The 18,568-nt window shown below is 40.9% G+C and carries 15 protein-coding genes and 2 tRNA genes; 6 read left to right on the top strand and 11 right to left on the bottom strand.

Annotation, left to right across the window (positions count from 1 at the left end):
* Positions 1–3: 3 nt before the first annotated feature.
* The 7 genes from L3V46_RS01440 to L3V46_RS01410 form a co-directional block, all read right to left on the bottom strand.
* Complete coding sequence (locus L3V46_RS01440; protein WP_239046741.1) at positions 4–1,500, bottom strand: UDP-N-acetylmuramoyl-L-alanyl-D-glutamate--2,6-diaminopimelate ligase; 1,497 nt, start codon at positions 1,498–1,500, stop codon at positions 4–6.
* Positions 1,501–1,507: 7 nt separating this feature from the next.
* Complete coding sequence (gene ftsI / locus L3V46_RS01435; protein WP_004816649.1) at positions 1,508–3,343, bottom strand: penicillin-binding protein PBP3; 1,836 nt, start codon at positions 3,341–3,343, stop codon at positions 1,508–1,510.
* A 9-nt stretch (positions 3,344–3,352) separates the two neighbouring features.
* Positions 3,353–3,685 carry a cell division protein FtsL gene (gene ftsL / locus L3V46_RS01430; RefSeq protein ID WP_034615065.1) on the bottom strand — a complete coding sequence of 111 codons (333 nt, stop codon included), beginning with the start codon at positions 3,683–3,685 and terminating at the stop codon, positions 3,353–3,355.
* Positions 3,682–4,608, bottom strand: a complete 927-nt coding sequence (rsmH, locus tag L3V46_RS01425; protein WP_034615067.1) for a 16S rRNA (cytosine(1402)-N(4))-methyltransferase RsmH — start codon at positions 4,606–4,608, stop codon at positions 3,682–3,684. The genes ftsL and rsmH overlap by 4 nt, the downstream gene beginning before the upstream one ends.
* Positions 4,609–4,781: 173 nt before the next feature.
* Positions 4,782–5,216, bottom strand: a complete 435-nt coding sequence (locus L3V46_RS01420) for a GNAT family N-acetyltransferase (RefSeq protein ID WP_239044756.1) — start codon at positions 5,214–5,216, stop codon at positions 4,782–4,784.
* A 101-nt stretch (positions 5,217–5,317) separates the two neighbouring features.
* Entirely contained in the window at positions 5,318–6,334 is a 1,017-nt protein-coding gene (locus L3V46_RS01415; protein ID WP_004816643.1) for a sulfate ABC transporter substrate-binding protein, read from the bottom strand.
* 247 nt (positions 6,335–6,581) lie between these two features.
* The gene (locus tag L3V46_RS01410; RefSeq protein WP_239044755.1) at positions 6,582–7,574 is read right to left on the bottom strand and encodes a sulfate ABC transporter substrate-binding protein; all 993 of its coding nucleotides are present in this window, start codon (positions 7,572–7,574) and stop codon (positions 6,582–6,584) included.
* Positions 7,575–7,937: 363 nt separating this feature from the next.
* Here L3V46_RS01410 and L3V46_RS01405 point away from each other — a divergent pair, with 363 nt between their 5' ends.
* From L3V46_RS01405 to L3V46_RS01385, 5 genes are all read left to right on the top strand, one after another.
* Complete coding sequence (locus L3V46_RS01405; RefSeq protein ID WP_004725398.1) at positions 7,938–8,249, top strand: hypothetical protein; 312 nt, start codon at positions 7,938–7,940, stop codon at positions 8,247–8,249.
* A gap of 138 nt (positions 8,250–8,387) precedes the next feature.
* Positions 8,388–9,896 (top strand): glutamate--tRNA ligase, encoded by a 1,509-nt coding sequence (gltX, locus tag L3V46_RS01400; protein ID WP_209827843.1) that lies wholly within the window; start codon positions 8,388–8,390, stop codon positions 9,894–9,896.
* Between the two features lie 58 nt (positions 9,897–9,954).
* A tRNA-Ala gene (locus tag L3V46_RS01395) sits at positions 9,955–10,030 on the top strand.
* Positions 10,031–10,056: 26 nt separating this feature from the next.
* Positions 10,057–10,132: transfer RNA gene (locus L3V46_RS01390), tRNA-Glu, on the top strand.
* A 152-nt stretch (positions 10,133–10,284) separates the two neighbouring features.
* Positions 10,285–10,626 (top strand): hypothetical protein, encoded by a 342-nt coding sequence (locus L3V46_RS01385; protein WP_004725393.1) that lies wholly within the window; start codon positions 10,285–10,287, stop codon positions 10,624–10,626.
* Positions 10,627–10,666: 40 nt separating this feature from the next.
* On the opposite strand, the gene L3V46_RS01380 is transcribed toward L3V46_RS01385, so the two are convergent.
* Entirely contained in the window at positions 10,667–11,635 is a 969-nt protein-coding gene (locus tag L3V46_RS01380) for a cation diffusion facilitator family transporter (RefSeq protein WP_239044754.1), read from the bottom strand.
* 152 nt (positions 11,636–11,787) lie between these two features.
* Between L3V46_RS01380 and L3V46_RS01375 the strand changes: the two genes are divergently transcribed.
* Positions 11,788–12,588 (top strand): DUF4198 domain-containing protein, encoded by an 801-nt coding sequence (locus L3V46_RS01375; RefSeq protein ID WP_209827839.1) that lies wholly within the window; start codon positions 11,788–11,790, stop codon positions 12,586–12,588.
* 72 nt (positions 12,589–12,660) lie between these two features.
* On the opposite strand, the gene L3V46_RS01370 is transcribed toward L3V46_RS01375, so the two are convergent.
* From L3V46_RS01370 to L3V46_RS01360, 3 genes are read right to left on the bottom strand one after another with little or no spacing between them, the layout of a single operon-like run.
* Positions 12,661–15,852 (bottom strand): CusA/CzcA family heavy metal efflux RND transporter, encoded by a 3,192-nt coding sequence (locus L3V46_RS01370; RefSeq protein WP_239044753.1) that lies wholly within the window; start codon positions 15,850–15,852, stop codon positions 12,661–12,663.
* The gene (locus L3V46_RS01365) at positions 15,842–17,146 is read right to left on the bottom strand and encodes an efflux RND transporter periplasmic adaptor subunit (RefSeq protein WP_239044752.1); all 1,305 of its coding nucleotides are present in this window, start codon (positions 17,144–17,146) and stop codon (positions 15,842–15,844) included. Before L3V46_RS01365 ends, L3V46_RS01370 begins: the two co-directional genes overlap by 11 nt.
* Position 17,147: 1 nt before the next feature.
* Positions 17,148–18,512, bottom strand: coding sequence for a TolC family protein (locus L3V46_RS01360; protein WP_239044751.1), 1,365 nt, complete (start codon positions 18,510–18,512; stop codon positions 17,148–17,150).
* Positions 18,513–18,568 lie beyond the last annotated feature (56 nt).

Raw genomic sequence — 18,568 nt, 5'->3', positions numbered from 1 at the left:
TTCCTAATGAGCTGGATAAGCTGAATTGGGTTTATGGTGTTGTGCATCTATTGCCGATTGCACTTCAACGACATCGTCAAACCAATGACGAACACCATCAATTTCTTGATAATTTTCATGCCCTTTTCCGGCAATCACAACAATATCACCTGATTGGGCATGCTTTACTGCATATTTGATTGCTTCACGGCGATCACGAATTTCGTGAACCTCATGCTGGCTAAAATCAATTTCATGCTTCATATCGGCAAAAATTTGCTCAGGATTTTCTGTACGCGGATTATCTGATGTGATCATTACGGGATTGGCTTGTTCCAAAGCTGCTTTGGTCATCAATGGGCGTTTACCGCGATCTCGATCACCACCACAACCAAAGACAGCCCAAAGCTGATTTTCAACATGGCGTTTCAAGGTTTTCAAAACCTGAGTTAAAGCGTCTGGTGTATGTGCATAATCCACTACAAACAGACGATCCTGATCACGAATCACCTGCATACGTCCAGGTGCACCTTTTAAGTTGGGTACAGTTGCGATAAGTTGTTTTAAATCAAAACCTGCTTGTTCAGCAACAATTAAACTGGCCACCAAATTTTCAATATTAAAATGCCCAAGCAATGGGCTATTCACGGTAAATTCAGCTTTGGCTGTTTTGAGATGGAATGTTGCCCCATCTAAGCTATATTTAATCCCAAATACTTGGTAATCAGCCGCTTTAGAGGTTGAATAAGTCAATACTTTTGGGTGTGACAGATTGCTACTTGCCGCATTCATCATTAGATCTGCATGCGCATCGTCTATGTTAATTACTGCAACTTTTAACGCAGCAAATTTAAACAGTAACGCTTTCGCTTCAGCATAGGCTTCAAGCGTCCCATGATAATCCAAATGATCTCGACTTAGATTACTATATGCAGCAATCTCAATATCACAACCATTTAAACGACCTTGTTCCAAACCATGCGAGCTTGCCTCAATTGAAGCGAATTCAGCACCTTGCATAGCAAAATCATGCAGAAGATTTTGTAAATGCAACGCATCTAAAGTGGTATGCGAAGACGCTTCTAGGTTTGGCAAAATCCCGTTCCCCGTAGTTCCCATCACTGCACATTTTTTATTTTGTAATGCCAGTAATTCAGCAACAAGGCGTGAAATTGTGGTTTTACCATTGGTTCCCGTGACTGCAAGAATTCGCGCAGCTTTTACTGGGGATGTCGCTTGTAAATATTGTTTTTGCCATTGTCCCATCAACTGACGCACATCTGGGCAGATCAATGCAGATTCAAAGCCTAAATCTGTTTCACTAATAATGCCCAATGCGCCTTTGTCTAAAGCGATTTGAGCAAATTGTGCGGTTTTTTCTGGTTGCGAATAACTGGTCAAAGCAATAAAAATTTGCCCTTGTTGCACATAACGACTATCTAGAGAAAAGCCATTAAATGACTCAGACATCCAAGCCTTTGTATTATCAACTTTATAAATATCTTGAAAATTAATCATTATAGTTTACCTATGGCTTGGCCTTAGCCGTTTCAAGAGGTTTATCTAAAGGCACATTCATTAAACGTAAAGATTCTTGCATAATTCGAGCAAACACTGGAGCGGCGACCAAACCACCATAGTATTGTCCACGCGGATTTTCGACTACAACAATAACCGCCAAACGAGGATCACTAATCGGCGCCACACCGGCAAATAAAGCACGGTATTCAGTATTCGAATAACCTCTATGGTCAGGGCGCAACTTGTGTGCTGTACCTGTTTTACCACCCACGCGATAACCGGGAATATTGGCTTGTTTTGCAGTACCACCAGGCATCGTAACTTGCTCTAACATCAACAAAACTTCATCAGCAATTTTAGGTGCTAAAACCTGTTTACCTTTGGGCTGATCATTTAATTTATAGAGACTTAAAGGATATTCCACACCATGATTGGCCAACATTGCATAGCCTTGCGCCAACTGTAAAATCGTAGCATTTAGACCATAGCCATAAGCCATTGTACCAATTTGCGAAGAATTTAACTTTTCAGGTGGAAGCACTAAACCTCCACTCTCACCTGGGAATTTAACCGCCGAACGCTGTCCAAAACCGACCTTTCTAAAGAAGCTTGGCAAGGTTTCTTTTGGTAAAGACAAAGCAATTTTTGCCGAACCGACGTTCGAGGATTTAATGATCACACCAGTAACGGTCAACGAACCATAGTTATGCGTATCACGAATGGTATGGGAACCTAAACGCATCGAACCTGGGCTGGTACTAATCACCGAGTTTGGGGTATATTTGCCACTTTCCAAACCCGCTGCAATGGTAAAAGGTTTCATGGTTGAACCAGGTTCAAACATGTCAATTGCACCACGGTTACGCATGGCATCTTTATTACTTAAGCCATTTTTATCGTTGGGGTTATAAGAAGGCCAACTCGCCATAGCCAGAATTTCGCCCGTTTTTACATCCACAGCAATTGCAGAAGCAGAACGTGCATTATTGGCAACACCCACCGCAGTCAACTCACGATACATAATATATTGCAAACGTGAATCGATACTTAAGGTGATGTTCTCCCCTGCTTTCACTTCTTTTACAACTTCAGGGGTGGTAATACGGTTACCATGTTTATCACGAGAAATCTTTTGCTCACCATCTTCACCAGCCAGACGTGAGTTTAACTGCATCTCTAAACCTTCAATCCCCGTCCCTTCACTATTGGTGAGACCAATAATTTGCGCATTGGGTTGCGGCTGAGGATAATAACGTTTATAGGTTTTCTCGGCATAAACGCCAGCAAATTTATGTTGGGTAATAAAATCTGCTTGTGGTGGCGGAACTTCTTTTTTAAGTACCAAATAACGAGAACGTGGACGTTCATTTAAACGTTTTTTTAAGTCTGCACGATCAAGACCGACCGCATCAGCCAATTCATCTAAATTTAAATTCTCATCAGGCAATTGGCGTTTGAGTTTACGACTGTTGGGTGTCTTCTGTAATTCAGCCGTGATGGTATCAAACTGTTTTTTAGTCTCAAAATATTCACGTGGATCAATCACCACTTTCATGATTGGAGAACTGATTGCCAAAGGCACGCCATGACGATCACTAATCACACCACGCATGGCTTTTAATGTTTCAGAACGTAGAATGTTGGCATTGGCTTTATTTTGTAAAAAGTCTTTATTAATCACTTGCACATAAAATGCACGTCCGACCAAGCCGACAAAACATAAAAGCACCACGCCCCACATTAAATAGAAACGCCACATATCTATCGATACAGTACTTTTCTGGGTAATGGATGGCTGCTTTTTACGTGGCTGCCGAGTCGGTTTAGTTTGCTTATCTGCCATACAGATGCCTTACTTCTTCTGCTCTGATTCAGTTGGTAATGAAATGACAACTGTTTGCGCAGCTGGCGGTGAATACATTCTCAATTGTGTTACTGCACGTGTCCCTATTTGTGCAGTTGCACCAAATGTTTGTTGTTCAATGAGCAAACGTCCCCATTCCGCATTGATATCTTCACGTTCACGCATATAACTATTTAAATCACGAAAATCATGACGATAAGCAAAGACTTGCAACACCACCATAAAGGCACTGATCAACACTGCTATAACCAATACGCCATAAACAATCGCTTTTTTTATTGCCAGCTTATGACTTGATTCTTCTATAATTTCTTGTTTCATTCTGCGCCTTTTTGTTCTAAGCGTTCTGCAACTCGAAGCCAAGCACTACGTGAGCGAGGATTGGCTTTGACTTCTTCCTCACTGGCACGAACTCTGTCTACTTTTTTCAGTCGACGCGTATCTTGTACTTTTTGAGGTAATCCCCAGCCATTATCTTCTGGCAACGTTGATTCTTTTTGAATAAATTGTTTAATAATTCGGTCTTCAAGTGAATGGAAACTAATGACGGCCAAACGTGCATTTGATTTTAACAAATCTACAGCTTGAGGTAAAAAGGTATGTACGTCATCGAGTTCTTTATTAATTTCAATACGAATAGCTTGGAATGTCCGTGTCGCAGCATGTTTATTCTTTTCCCACTTAGGATGCGCAACTTTCACAATTTCCGCTAATTTTCCAGTGGTTTCAATATAACCTGCTTGCTTAATCGCACGTGCAATACGACGACTATAACGTTCCTCACCATATTGAAAAATCACATTGGCCAAATGTTCTTCGTCTACATCCACTAGCCAATCTGCGGCTGTTTGTCCTTGAGAATTATCCATACGCATATCAAGTGGTCCATCTTTCATAAAACTAAAACCACGGTCTGCTTGATCTAGCTGTGGTGATGACACCCCTAAATCTGCCATAATCCCATCGACTTGATAAATATCTAATTGATTTAATTCTTGTTGTAAATCTGCAAAACTGGCATGAATAATTTTAAAACGAGGATCTTCTTTTTCTAACTGATATGCCACTTCTAACGCTTGTGGATCTTTATCAAAAGCATAAACTTTTGAATGTTCATCTAATTTAGACAACAATAAACGGGTGTGTCCACCACGTCCAAATGTCCCATCCACGTAAATTCCTGTATTGCGATCTGCAAGTAAAGCATCGACAGTTTCATGTAGTAATACAGAAATATGAGACATAATTATGATTTCAGTTTAAGCAAAAAAAGTAACTGCACATTATTACCTTGTTTTGCCAAAGCTCCAAACGACTTTTTGTAGGGAAATATTACTTTTTATAGAGAAAACCGTTTTAAAATGCTTTTTATAAAAGTTCAGTACAAAAAATAGCTCATCCATCCTGCGACAAAGCGTTATCGTGTCTTGAGCATTTTTACATCACCATTGTCAAAATACGCTGAAACACGCCAACCTTGTCGGAGATAAAATTCAAAAGCACGACTTTTTTGATCGGTTTCCAAGCAAATTTCTTGAAAAGATTCAAATAATAAATCTTCTGCTTTTTTCAAAAGCGCAGTTCCGACACCTTTGGCTTCAAAATCAGGGTGGACAAACATGGCAAATACGCTACCGTCAGTTAAATCTGCGATCGAAAAACCACACACTTGATGCTGCATCTCCGCAAGCCAGACAGTCGAAGTATTTTGAATTAAATCCAATATTACCAACTCAGTGATACCCAGTTCAGTCAGTTGTTGTTTTGACAAATGGTTTTCTTTGACTGACGTTCGTATATCAAAAATAACATCAATATCATCTTTAGTGGCAAGTCTTAGCGTAATATCCATAGTTTAAATTGATTACTCACTTTGATATTAGTCTAACTGATTCATAACCGAATGAAAAAACCTCCTAAAAAGGAGGTTGATTCAATCAAAATAGTGGATGCTTAGCGCTTGCTATTATAAATCTGATCGAAAACACCGCCATTGGCAAAGTGAGTTTGCTGTGCTTTTGCCCAACCACCAAAGACTTCATCAATGGTAAAAGTTTTCAGTTCAGGAAATTGATTGGAATATTTAGCTAAGATTTTTGCATTGCGCGGGCGATAGAAATGACGTGCTGCCATATCTTGACCTATTGGAGAATACAAATAGTTAATATAACCCGTTGCTAACCATTTATTGCCATTCTTCTCTACTGTTTTATCAACAATTGCCACTGACGGTTCAGTCAAAATTGACATCGATGGATAGACTATATCAAATTTATTGCCAGATGCTTTCTTACTCACCATGGCTTCATTTTCCCACGTCAGTAAAACATCACCAATCCCACGTTCAGCAAATGTGGTCATCGATGCACGCGCAGCTGGATCCATAACTTTTACGTTATGGTACATTTTAGAAACAAACTCACGTGCTTTAGCATCATTACCACCCGGTTGTTTAAGTGCATAGCCCCAAGCTGAGAGATAGATCCAGCGTGGTAAACCACCCGTTTTAGGATTAGGGGTAATGATTTGTACACCAGGTTTGGTCAAATCTGTCCAATCCTTGATACCTTTGGGATTACCTTTACGTACTAAAAACACAACGGTAGACGTATACGGTGCTGAGTTATTTGGAAATTCTTTTTCCCAACCTGGGTTAATTTGACCTGATTTCACAATTTCATTGATATCATTGGCCAAAGCTAAGGTCACTACATCACCTTTTAAGCCATCAACCACGGCACGCGCTTGTTTTCCCGAACCACCATGCGATTGTTTAAAATCAACAGTCTTACCTGTACGAGATTTCCAGTAAGCGCCAAATGATTTATTAAACTCATCATAAAACTCACGCGTTGCATCATAAGACACATTTAAAAATTCACGGTCAGCAGCATAACTTGCTGTCGTTGCAACAGTTAATCCCGTCGCAATAACCACAGCACTCATCAGTGCTTTAAAATTAGTTTTCATATTATGAGTGCTAACATCGCTAAAATTATTCTAAATATATGAAATAAGCGAATAAACTTCAATCAAAAAGCGAAATACCCGCAAACTCAGCACAGATCAAAAATCAATCTATGGTTTTAATTGATGAAAGCGCTCAACATCGCTGTGGTTTATATTTTGTCTGTTTTATTTATTTCTTTATCACAAATGCATAAAGCTAAAAAAAGCCCCCTTTGATCAAAGAGGACTTGTTTGTATTTGATTCAAATTACTTTTCAGCCGTAAATTGATCGTAAATCCCCCCATTGGCAAAATGGGTTTTTTGCGCTTTTGCCCAACCGCCAAAAACTTGATCTATGGTAAAGAGTTTAATTTTTGGAAATTTTGCCGCATATTTGGCTGCAGCTTTGGCATTACGCGGACGGAAATTATATTTTGCTGCCAAGTCCTGCCCAACTGGTGAATAAAGATAATTTAAATAGCCTTTTGCTAAATTACGATTACCATCTTTATCAACCACTTTATCGACGATTGCGACTGAAGGCTCAGCTAGGATTGAAATGGATGGATAAATAATTTGATATTTATCTTTATCTGGACCAGACGTCGCCAAAATTGCTTCATTTTCCCAAGACAACAAAACATCGCCAATACCACGATCCGCAAATGTTGTGAGCGAGCCACGTGCGCCTGAATCTAACACTTTGACATTTTTATATATTTGTTTGACTAATTCACGCGCTTTTGCATCATTACCACCCGGTTGTTTTAATGCATAACCCCACGCTGATAAATAAATCCAGCGCGGCGCACCGCCTGTTTTAGGGTTTGGTGTAATAATTTCAACCCCAGGTTTTACCAGATCATTCCAATCTTTAATTGCTTTGGGATTGCCCTTACGCACTAAAAAAACAACGGTAGATGTGTAGGGTGCAGAATTATTTGGAAATTCTTTTTGCCAGCCTTTTTCAATCAAACCCGCATTGACAATTTCATCAATATCATTGGCCAAAGCCAGTGTCACCACATCTGCTTGTAAACCATCTACCACTGAACGTGCTTGCTTACCAGAACCACCATGAGACTGCTTAAATTCAATATCTTGGCCTGTTTTTGATTTCCAAAATTGACCAAAACTCTTGTTATATTCTTGATAAAATTCACGGGTAGGATCGTAAGATACATTTAAAAATTCTTTCGCTGCATAAGCATTCCCCGTGACGATTAAACTGATCGCACTTAAAAGCAGTAGTTTTTTCATTTCTTTCTCGGTTTTTAATGATTTAGAAGCACTATATTTTTATTATTTTAATTTAACAATCAATTACTTATAAATATTTAAACTATCTTATTCATAATTTAAGATATCTAAAAATGTGTATTACTCATGTAAATTATTTGGTATATTTTTTACACAATTTAACCTAAACTTGAATTCTTCACGATTCATCCACATTTATGTGTTATCAATTAAAATATTACATTTCGTTTCAATGATTGTTTTTTAAACATTTTTTGTGTAGTATTATTAAAAAATGTGACGTAGTTATGCTTTTTGTAAGTTGTTTTGCTACAATAACCATGTTCAAGAACAAAAATTTGACCATCAAGGGGAGCCGATGGAATGAATGATTCTTATTTAAAGATCTTGGGCTTAAGTCTAGGACTCGCAGTGATGGCACAGACAGGCCATACTGCTGCAATTAAAGATACGACCAAGCCAATACAATCGTTAATTGTTGTGGTAGATAAACAATCACCGATTGAAAAAGCGCTCAATCAACAAAAGCGTGGCGAGAATAAACTGATCTCAGATAAAGATCAGCTTAAAGTTTTAACGTCGATTAAAACCACAGCCTCACAAAACTTTTTAGCTGAACAACATCAGAAATTTTCTTGTTTTGTACAAGCTTTATTCCAACCGCATACTTTGTAAAAATTTGATTTAGAAAAATAAATTCTACGCTCCTCAAAAGAATTTAGAAGCCCAATCGTTTATTGGTGAATTAACCCTTAAGCAGTTGGGCTTTTTCGTTATAATAGTTTCAATTTACATTCTGAATAATATTTAGTTATGAAAGTCCGTACTCGTATTGCACCCTCTCCAACTGGTTTTCCGCATGTAGGCACTGCCTATATCGCCTTGTTTAATTTATGCTTTGCACAACAACATGGTGGCGAATTTATTCTTCGTATTGAAGATACCGACCAACTCCGCTCAACCCCTGAATCTGAAAAAATGATTTTAGATTCACTACGATGGTTAGGTTTAAATTGGTCAGAAGGGCCTGATATCGGCGGACCTCATGCTCCTTATCGCCAATCTGAGCGAATGGGAATCTATAAACAATATGCTTTAGAACTTGTTGAAAAGGGTCATGCCTTTTACTGTTTCGCAACGGCGGAAGAGCTTGATCAAATGCGTGCTGAACAACAAGCCCGTGGTGAAACCCCTGGTTATGACGGTCGTGGCTTAAAACTTTCCCCAGAAGAGGTACAACAGCGTTTGGCTGCGGGTGAAGCTCATGTGATCCGTATGAAAGTCCCTGAAGAAGGCGTTTGCCAATTCAATGACTTACTTCGTGGCGAAGTGGAGATCCCTTGGGCACAAGTCGACATGCAAATCCTACTCAAAACAGATGGTTTGCCAACTTATCATTTAGCCAATGTAGTCGATGACCATTTAATGGAAATCACCCATGTGATTCGTGGTGAAGAATGGATTCCATCTGCACCAAAACACCAGTTGCTCTACCAATATTTTGGTTGGGACATGCCAACATTGTGCCATATGCCATTGTTACGTAACCCAGACAAGTCAAAATTGTCTAAACGTAAAAATCCAACCTCAATCAACTACTACAAAGACATCGGTGTATTACCTGAAGCCTTACTGAACTATTTAGGCCGTATGGGTTGGTCAATGCCAGATGAAAGAGAAAAATTCTCTTTGGCTGAAATGATTGAACATTTTGATATCCAGCGTGTGTCTTTGGGTGGTCCAATTTTTGATGTTGAAAAACTAAACTGGCTCAATGGACAATGGATTAAAGCCCTCAGCCCTGCTGAACTGTTAAATACACTTTTGGCTTGGAAATCTGATCGCCAAACCCTAGAAGATATTGCTGCGGCCATTCAACCACGTATTAACTTACTGTCTGAAGCGGTAAATTGGGCTGGTTTTTACTTCAATCAATTCCCAACATTGACCAAAGAGCAATTTGTCAGCAAAAAGTTGACTGAAGAGCAAGTTCGTCAAAGCTTGCAATTTGCAATTTGGCGTTTAGAAAGCTTGTTTACTTGGAACAACGATACTGTAAGCCAAACCTTGATGGATTTGGCGAATCAAATGGAAATCAAACTCCGTGATTTCATGCCAGCATTCTTTATCGCAATTGCTGGTTCAACATCATCGACCCCTGTGATGCAATCGATGGTCACCATTGGCCCTGATTTAACCTTTGCCCGTTTACGTCATGCACTTGAAATTGTGGGTGGTCCGAGCAAAAAAGAAGCAAAAGTTTGGGAAAAACTGAACGAAAGCATCAAATTGCCGAAAAATGATGCAGTTGATGAAGCTTAATTAAATTTTCTGTTGACGTGTGAGCGCAATATCCCTAATATTGCGCTCACACAGACTGGGGGTTATAGCTCAGTTGGTAGAGCGCTACAATGGCATTGTAGAGGTCAGGAGTTCGATCCTCCTTGACTCCACCAAATGTTTTACCTGTGTTGCCTCACTTGTCCCTATCGTCTAGAGGCCTAGGACATCGCCCTTTCACGGCGGTAACCGGGGTTCGAATCCCCGTAGGGACGCCATATTCAAGATGGCGACATCTTTGTAAAAAACCCAAGCATAGTGACTTGGGTTTTTTATTGCCTAAATTTTGCTTTTAAGCTGCTATTCAGTCTTTTTTGCATTCTAAAATAGAACGATTAGAATATGCTTAGATTATAAATGTGGAGCCACCATGCAATACCAATGTCCAAAGTGCCAAAGTCGAAAAATCTTGCCCGTTACCCATGGGAATACACCTGCTGTACGTCCTGTTGTTCCAAAAAGCTTGGTATTTTTGATTCCATTACTGTTTATTTTGTTGTTATTGGTTGTCATTAGTATTGTGATGTGGATTTTCAGCAACGGCGCAGGTCAAACATTGCAAATTGCAACCGTCGTGGTCTTCATTGCAGCTGTGATTGCAGGGGTAATGTTTTGGCGTGATCTGCCTGATTTTAAAATCTCAATGCAGTCATTTATGCAAGCCAATAAAAGCTGGAAGTGCCGTGACTGTAATCATGAGTGGCAAATCTAATCCTTCAGCTTTGCCTGATGTTCAAATCAAACCATTCACCTTAATGTGAATGGTTTTTTGCTTCATCTGTATGTGTGCCATCATCAGCATTACTGTGATCATGCCCATCTGATTCATGTGAATGCACCATACACGCATTATCTTCAATTTGTAGCGTCATCTCAGTAATCCCATGTTGATGACTGAGCATTTCCATGACCTGTTGGTACAATTGATTCCGATCCGCTGCTGGTGCAAATAAATGCACTGTCAGATGGACATTTTTAGATGTAATGGCCCAGACCTTAAGTTGATGAATACTTTCCACACCTTCAACCGATAAAAGATCATTACGTAATTTTTCAATATCAATTTCCTCAGGCACACCTTCCAGTAAGATATTGATACTTTGTTTTAGCAAAACCCATGTTCGTGGTAAAACCCAAAAGCCGATGAGTACAGCAATAATCGTATCCACCCACATCCAGCCAGTGAAATAAATAATTGCGCCCCCAATAACCACACCCACTGAACCGAGTGCATCACTCAATACTTCCAGATAAGCACCTTTTATATTGAGACTTTCCTTTGAACTGGAGAATAAAATCTTCATTGAAATAAGGTTAATCACCAACCCAATAACCGCCACAACCATCATACCGACACTCTGAATTTCAGGAGGTTGGCTAAAGCGCTGATACGCCTCATAGAGAATATAAATTGCAACCACAAACAACATCATGGCATTAAACAACGCTGCTAAAATTTCAAAACGCTGATAGCCAAAGGTCCGTTTATCATCTGCGGGTAATTTACCAATTTTGATGGCAACCAATGCAATTGCCAATGCTGCGGCATCAGTAAACATATGTGCGGCATCGGACAATAAAGCCAAGCTTTGCGTCATGAAACCCGCAATCACTTCAACAATTAGAAAGGTACTGGTTAATGCCAATGCAAAGGTTAGTTTTTTTACATTTCCTTCTGTGACGACAGCATGACTATGGTCATGCCCTTGTTGCTCGCTCATGTTGATACCTCTGATTTTGCTTTATCAAAATATTGAATATTTTTTCTATTTATTATTGATAATAATAATTATTATCAATAATAAGGTTTCTTCTATATAATGGCGACTATATTTTCCACAGTTAAAATACCCCTGTTAATGGAATATCGACAATGAAAAAATACCTCTACCTTTCTGTACTTCTTTGCTCTTATAGTTATGCACATGAACCCTATGTTGCACCTCTGGGCTATAACACCACAAATACACAAATCCCAGTGATTGCATCCTATGCTGAAGAAGCACTGAATGCAGAACATGCCATGAAACAAACCGCGCTCAACGTGATTCAACCAGATCAGAGCAAGTTACAAGTTGAAGCTGCAAGCACTTTAAAATCGGCTACAGTGTTTGACTTAGCCTTACCACAAGCAGGCACCTATCACCTGTTCAGTAAAGCATCTTTCCCACTCAAATATGTCCAACATAATAAAGAATGGAAAATGCTTTTTGATGTCCCTGCTGAGAAAGCAGGTAAGATCGCTGAGCGCGAATATGTGATTCCTGCTGACTTTAAGAAACCGCCTGTACCGATCACCATTAACCGAGAATGGTCAATCCAAAGTTATATTTCTAAAGAAAAAACGTCACCTATTCAAAACAACACTGATGCTGCAATACAAGTCGAATTTAAAACCCATCCCAACAGTATTACTGCGCAGCAACCTGTGCAAATCTTGATTAAAAAATCAGGACAAGCACTCAAAAATGCCGAACTGCTCATCCGTGCTCAAGGGCAAACCGATAAACAAGCACAAAAAGTTCCAGTTGCTCAAGATGGTTCAGCAACAGTCACTTTTCCTTATTCAGGGCAATATCTGCTTGAAGTCAGTGAAGCATTTAACAAAACCACTCAACCTGTAAATCAAAATTACACCATCATTAGTTTAGGTGTATTGCCTATCAGTCAATAATAAACTGTCTATACAGTTTCAATGCCTCACCCTTCTTGGCTAAGAACGGTGAGGTTATTTTTAAATTAACGATCAACCATCCGTTTGTGCTTTAACTTTACATTCATTCATCCAACGATAAATCACTGGTAAAATCACCAAAGTCAGTAAGGTGGATGACATAATGCCGCCAATCACCACGGTTGCCAGTGGACGCTGAACTTCCGCACCTGTCCCTGTAGCCAACGCCATCGGCACAAAACCTAACGATGCCACACAAGCCGTCATCAATACGGGTCTTAAACGTAAAATTGCGCCTTGCCATGTGGCCTGATAAACATCGAGTTGTTGACGTAATTCCTTAATAAAGGTCAACATTACCAAACCATTTAATACCGCCACACCTGAGAGCGCGATAAAGCCCACACCTGCAGACATCGACAATGGTATACCGCGAAGCCACAGTGCAATCAAACCACCACACAGCGCAAATGGCACACCAGTAAACACCAGCAAACTTTCCTTAAAGTTATGGAAAACGGCCATCAACAACACAAAAATAGTTATCAGCGCCAGCGGAACGACCAGCTGCATACGTGCCTTCGCAGAGGTTAGGTTTTCAAACTGTCCGCCATAACTCAACCAATAACCCGCAGGCATTTCCTGCTTCGCCAAAGTCGATTGTAATTCGGTGACAAATGAGCCCAAATCGCGCCCTTCGACATTGGCAGTCACGACCACACGACGTTTACCATTTTCACGACTGACCTGATTAATACCGAGGATATTTTCAACTTTAGCCACATCCTGAAGTTGGATTAGACCTCCATTTGGCGTTTGAATAGGTAAAACGGCCAGATGCTCAGGTGTACGTTGAGCATCATCCAGACGAATCACAAAATCGAAACGGCGGTCACCTTGTAGGATTTGCCCAACATTCTGCCCACCAACACTGGTTGCCACCAAGTCTTGAATCGCCCTCACCGACAGACCATATTGCGCTGCCGCTGCTTTGTTCACTTCAACATTTAAAAGTGGTAGGCCGGAAGTCTGTTCCACATTGACGGCAGTTGCGCCAGTAATCCCTTTGATTTGTTGTGCAATCTTAGTGGCTTGCTGATTCAACACCTCCATATCATCGCCAAAAATCTTGATCCCCACATCACTTCGCACACCAGAAATTAATTCGTTGAAACGCAGCTCAATCGGTTGAGAAAACTCACTATTATTTCCGGGTAATGTACCAAGAAATGCAATCATACGTTGACGTAGCTCATCAATGGTTTGCTTTGGATTCTTCCATTCATCACGTGGCTTTAACAGCACCACAGCATCGGAAATATTAGGTGGCATGACATCTGTTGCCACTTCTGCCGTCCCTGTACGGGCAAATATAGCTTTGATTTCTGGAAATTCTTTGAGCAATAACTTTTCAGTATTCTCCTGCATACGTAAAGACTGCTCTAGGCCAGTACTTGGCGAACGCATTTGCTGCACTGCAAAATCGCCCTCACTCAAGGTCGGTGCAAACTCACTGCCAATTTGTGTGGCAAGCACGCCCGTTAAAAACAGAATACTCACCGCAAGGGTGACGACTAACATTCTAAAGTTATAGGCTAAATTGAGTAGTTTTTCATATTTTTGCTTTAACCACAGCATCCAGCGACTTTCTGTTTCTTTAACTTCACCATTAACAAATAAGGCCACTGCAGCAGGGACAAAAGTAACTGAAAGAATAATTGCGCCCACCAGTGCCAATACCACCGTCATAGCCATTGGGTGAAAGAGCTTCGCTTCAACACCAGACAGGGCGAAAATAGGTAAGTACACCACCAGAATAATTAATTGACCAAAGATTAAAGGACGACGTGCCTGTTTAGCCGCAAGAAAAACTTCTTTAAACCGTTCTGCTCGTGAGAGTAATCTGCCTTTTGCATGCTGTGCCTCTGCCAGTCGCCGAATACAGTTTTCAACAATAACAACCGCACCATCCACAATGATCCCGAAATCCAGTGCGCCTAAACTCATCAGATTGGCACTAATTTTCTGCTCAGCCATACCCGCCAAAGTAAACAGCATCGATAACGGAATCACACATGCAGTAATTAACGCTGCACGGAAATTACCGAGAAATAGGAACAAAATAACAATAACCAGAATTGCCCCTTCTACAAGGTTTTTCTGCACTGTACTAATCGCACGCTCGACCAAAGCTGTCCGGTCATATACGGTTTGAATCACAATACCTTTCGGTAAAGATTGCTGGACTTCCTTGATTTTGGCATCCACTGATTTCGCCACAGTACGGCTATTTTCACCCATCATCATCATGGCGATACCGAGTACTGTTTCCTCGCCATTGTAAGTTGCACCACCTGTACGTAGATCATGTCCAATCGAAACAGTCGCTACATCTGCAACTCGGATCGGAAAACCATTTTTATTGCCGATACTTACATTTTGAATATCTTCAATATTGTTCAAGGTTCCTGGGACACGTACTGTCAATTGCTGCCCATTGGTTTCAATAAAACCAGCACCACGGTTTTCATTATTTCCAGTTAAAGCGTTTTGTAGATCACTGACAGGGATTTGTAATTGTTGCAAACGATTTAAATCAGGTGTGACCACATAGGTTTTATTAAAGCCACCAATCGAGTTGACCTCTGCAACACCGGGAACCCGTTGTAGCTGTGGTCGTACAATCCAGTCCTGAATTTCACGTAAATCCATTGCGGTATAGGGTGTACCATCAGGTTTTTTCGCATTTGGCTCAGCCTTGATCACCCATTGATAAATCTCACCCAACCCTGTCGATACAGGGGACATTGTCGGTGCAATATCATCTGGCAGTTCGGTTTGGGCTTCTTGTAAGCGTTGATTAATCTGTTGTCGTGCCCAATAAATATCCGTCCCATCTTTAAAAATAATGGTCACTTGCGATAAACCATAACGGGAAATAGAACGAGTCAATTCTAGCTTGGGTAAACCCGCCATCGCAGTTTCGATGGGATAGGTAATCCTTTGTTCAACTTCTAATGCGGTAAAACCAGCCGCTTGGGTATTCACTTGCACTTGGGTATTGGTAATATCGGGTACAGCATCAATCGGTAATTTTTGATAACCGTAAATCCCCACGCCAATCCATGCCACAATAAACAGCATGACCCAAATGGCATTTTTAATCGAAAATTGAATCAGTCGATCAAATAATCCTTCAGGTTGAGGTAATGCTGAATCCGCATCGAGATCTAACTTAGAATCAGAAGAATCATTAATGCCCATGGCTCGCCTCTCCTTTTTCCAATTCAGATTTCAGCAAAAAGCTACCCTGAGCTGCATATTGCTGACCTTGAGTCAGACCAGACTTCACTTCAACCCACTGACCATCACCGGATACCTGACCCAGTACAACAGGCTGTGCAGTAAACTCGATTTTCTTGTCATGCTCACTGGAAACGAAAACAATATCCTTTCCTTCAACTTTCTGTATGGCACTTTTGAGTACACGCAATGCTTGAGCAGTGCCTTGCTGTTGTAACTGAACATTGACCATCAAATTCGGACGCAATTCAGCTGCATTTGACAACACTTTGGCACGCACTTGTAAACGCCCTGTCTGCACATCAGCTTCACTATTTAAACTTTGAATCTGCGCTTTAAAGGTATTCCCCGTTTGCAGCGACTTAAATTCAAGCTGTTGATTGGGTGCAATCGCTGAGAATTCAGAACTTGGTACAATAAATTCAAGCCATAGCTGATCCAGTTGATCAATGATAAATAACTGGCTAGCAAGCTGTACATTTTCACCCATGACCAAGTCTTTTTTACTGATAATGCCTGCAATTGGTGCTGTGAGAACATAACGACCATTACTGCTTGATGAGGCACCAAAAGCAGATAAACGAGATCTGGTGGCTTGTACCTGAATCTGTGCTTGCTTGTAAGCATTGTAAGCCCGTTGATAATCCTGCTTGGCAGAAATACCTTGTGACCATAACTGGCGCTCTCGTTCATAGTCCTGACGTGCCAGCTCTAAGCTTGTTTGTGCAACCTGTAAATTTGCCTGCTGATCAACCAAATCAGGCACCACCAAGGTCGCCAATGCCTGCCCTTTTTGCACACGCTGTCCCAACTCAACATTGACGGCAACCACCTGCCCACTAAATGCAGGTGATACATGTGCTTGACGATCGGTATTGACCATGACTTTTGCAGGATAAGAAGCCGATTTTATAACAGTCCCCATCTCTACTTTAGCAAGTTTGATTCCTTGTTCAGTGATCTGTTGCGCGGTCAAGCTAATGGCTTCAGCATCCTCTTTCTCGCCACCCTCTTCTTCACTGTGCTTCGCTTCTTCAGCACCGTCTTTGGTGGTTCCCTTAGCATTTTCTTCATGTGAATGCCCTTCTTCAGCATGCCCTGCTTCATTTTCACCAGCATCTTTGCTACTTGCTTTTTTAGATGAAAAGAACAAACCCATAGCAATAAGAGCAGTCATCACAATAGTAATGATGATCAGTAGGCGTTGAGAAATTTTGCCTTTCTGAAGTTTAAAAGATTTAAATTGATTCAGCATATTATTTTCCCCCACCCACGATTGGTAAAGCTTGTGTGTCCTGCCATAAACTCTGATTGATCTGTGCTAAAGCGTCTTTTGCCATGATTTGACTTGGTTCAATACCGAGACTCAGACTTTCCGCTTCAATGGCACGTTGCCAGCCATCTTTCAATAATTGCACTTTTCTCAAACGCACTTCTTGCAGCTGTAACGTTGCGAGTTGCACATCGTTAACGGCAAATTTACCGACAGTAAACCCCTGCAAAGTTTTACGTTGAACCTGAGCTGCAAGCGGAATCTGAGACTCATCGACTGCTTTAAACTGTACTTCCAGTCCTTGCAATTCAGTCAACAAGGTTCCCACCTGCAAAGCATTTTGGCGGAGATAAAATTCCTGTTGTCTACTGAGTAAATCCTGCTTTGCTTGCGCAATTTGCACACCATATTGCTGGCGGTTGAAAATATTCAATGGGATGGAAACCCCCACAACTAAAGCATTGTCAGTCGAGGTTTCAGGTGATCGAGTACGATTCACGCCTAAATTCACAGTTGGATTAGGCCGTGCCGAAGCTTTGAGTTGCGCCACTGTCGCTTTTGCTTGCAACACCTGTAACTGACGTGATTTTTCAAAAAGATTGTCCGCGAGATATTCTTGCACCTGTTGGTGTGTCGAAGACGGCCATAAGGATTGCGGATTTAAACCGATACGAATCGATTTATCAGCATCTCCCCAAAGATTGGACAATTGCTGCTTGGCAATTTGCACCTGCAAATCGGCTTGACGATATAAGCGAGCATTTTCTGCATGACTCAGTCTGGCACGATCTACATCAACCTGAGCCACACTCCCCGCTTGATAGCGCTTCTGAATCGCATTCAGATTTTCTTCACTGACGTTGAGCTGCTCTTGGACCACGTTGCGTTCTAACTCAAAAATCGCTAGCTGTGACCATTGGTATTTCACAGCCAATTCAAGTTGAGCCTGATAAATTCGCTGATTTAAGTCACTTTGATCTTTTGAAAGTTGTGCCAACCTCTGTGCTGACTTACGTTCACCAAAAATATCCAATCGTTGAGAAACACCAATTGAAAGCTCTTGATCTTGATTGGAACCAAAACCCGTTTGCGATACGGATAACTCTGGATTTGTCCACAGTTTTGCTTGTTTAATGTTCGCTGTTGCAATTTGCTGCTGCGTTTGCCAAACATTCTGCGTTTGCTGATATTGCTCAGTTTTTGCAATTGCCTGTTGTAAGGTTAATGCTTGAGATGTGTTGTCTGCCCAACTAAGAGATGAGATCACACTCAACATCAGTGCACTAAGCAAAGACGGCCTAAAACCAAATACAGGCTTTTGTACTAAATTACGTATTTCTTTTGACATAAAAATGCCCCACTAAATTAAACCATTAGCGGTGGGCAATCTTTTTGGCTACCCCA

This window comes from Acinetobacter sp. AG3 (assembly GCF_022343575.1).
Lineage (GTDB): Bacteria > Pseudomonadota > Gammaproteobacteria > Pseudomonadales > Moraxellaceae > Acinetobacter > Acinetobacter guillouiae.
The sequence above is the reverse complement of the archived record's forward strand: the minus strand, read 5'-3'. Positions and strand labels throughout refer to the sequence as shown.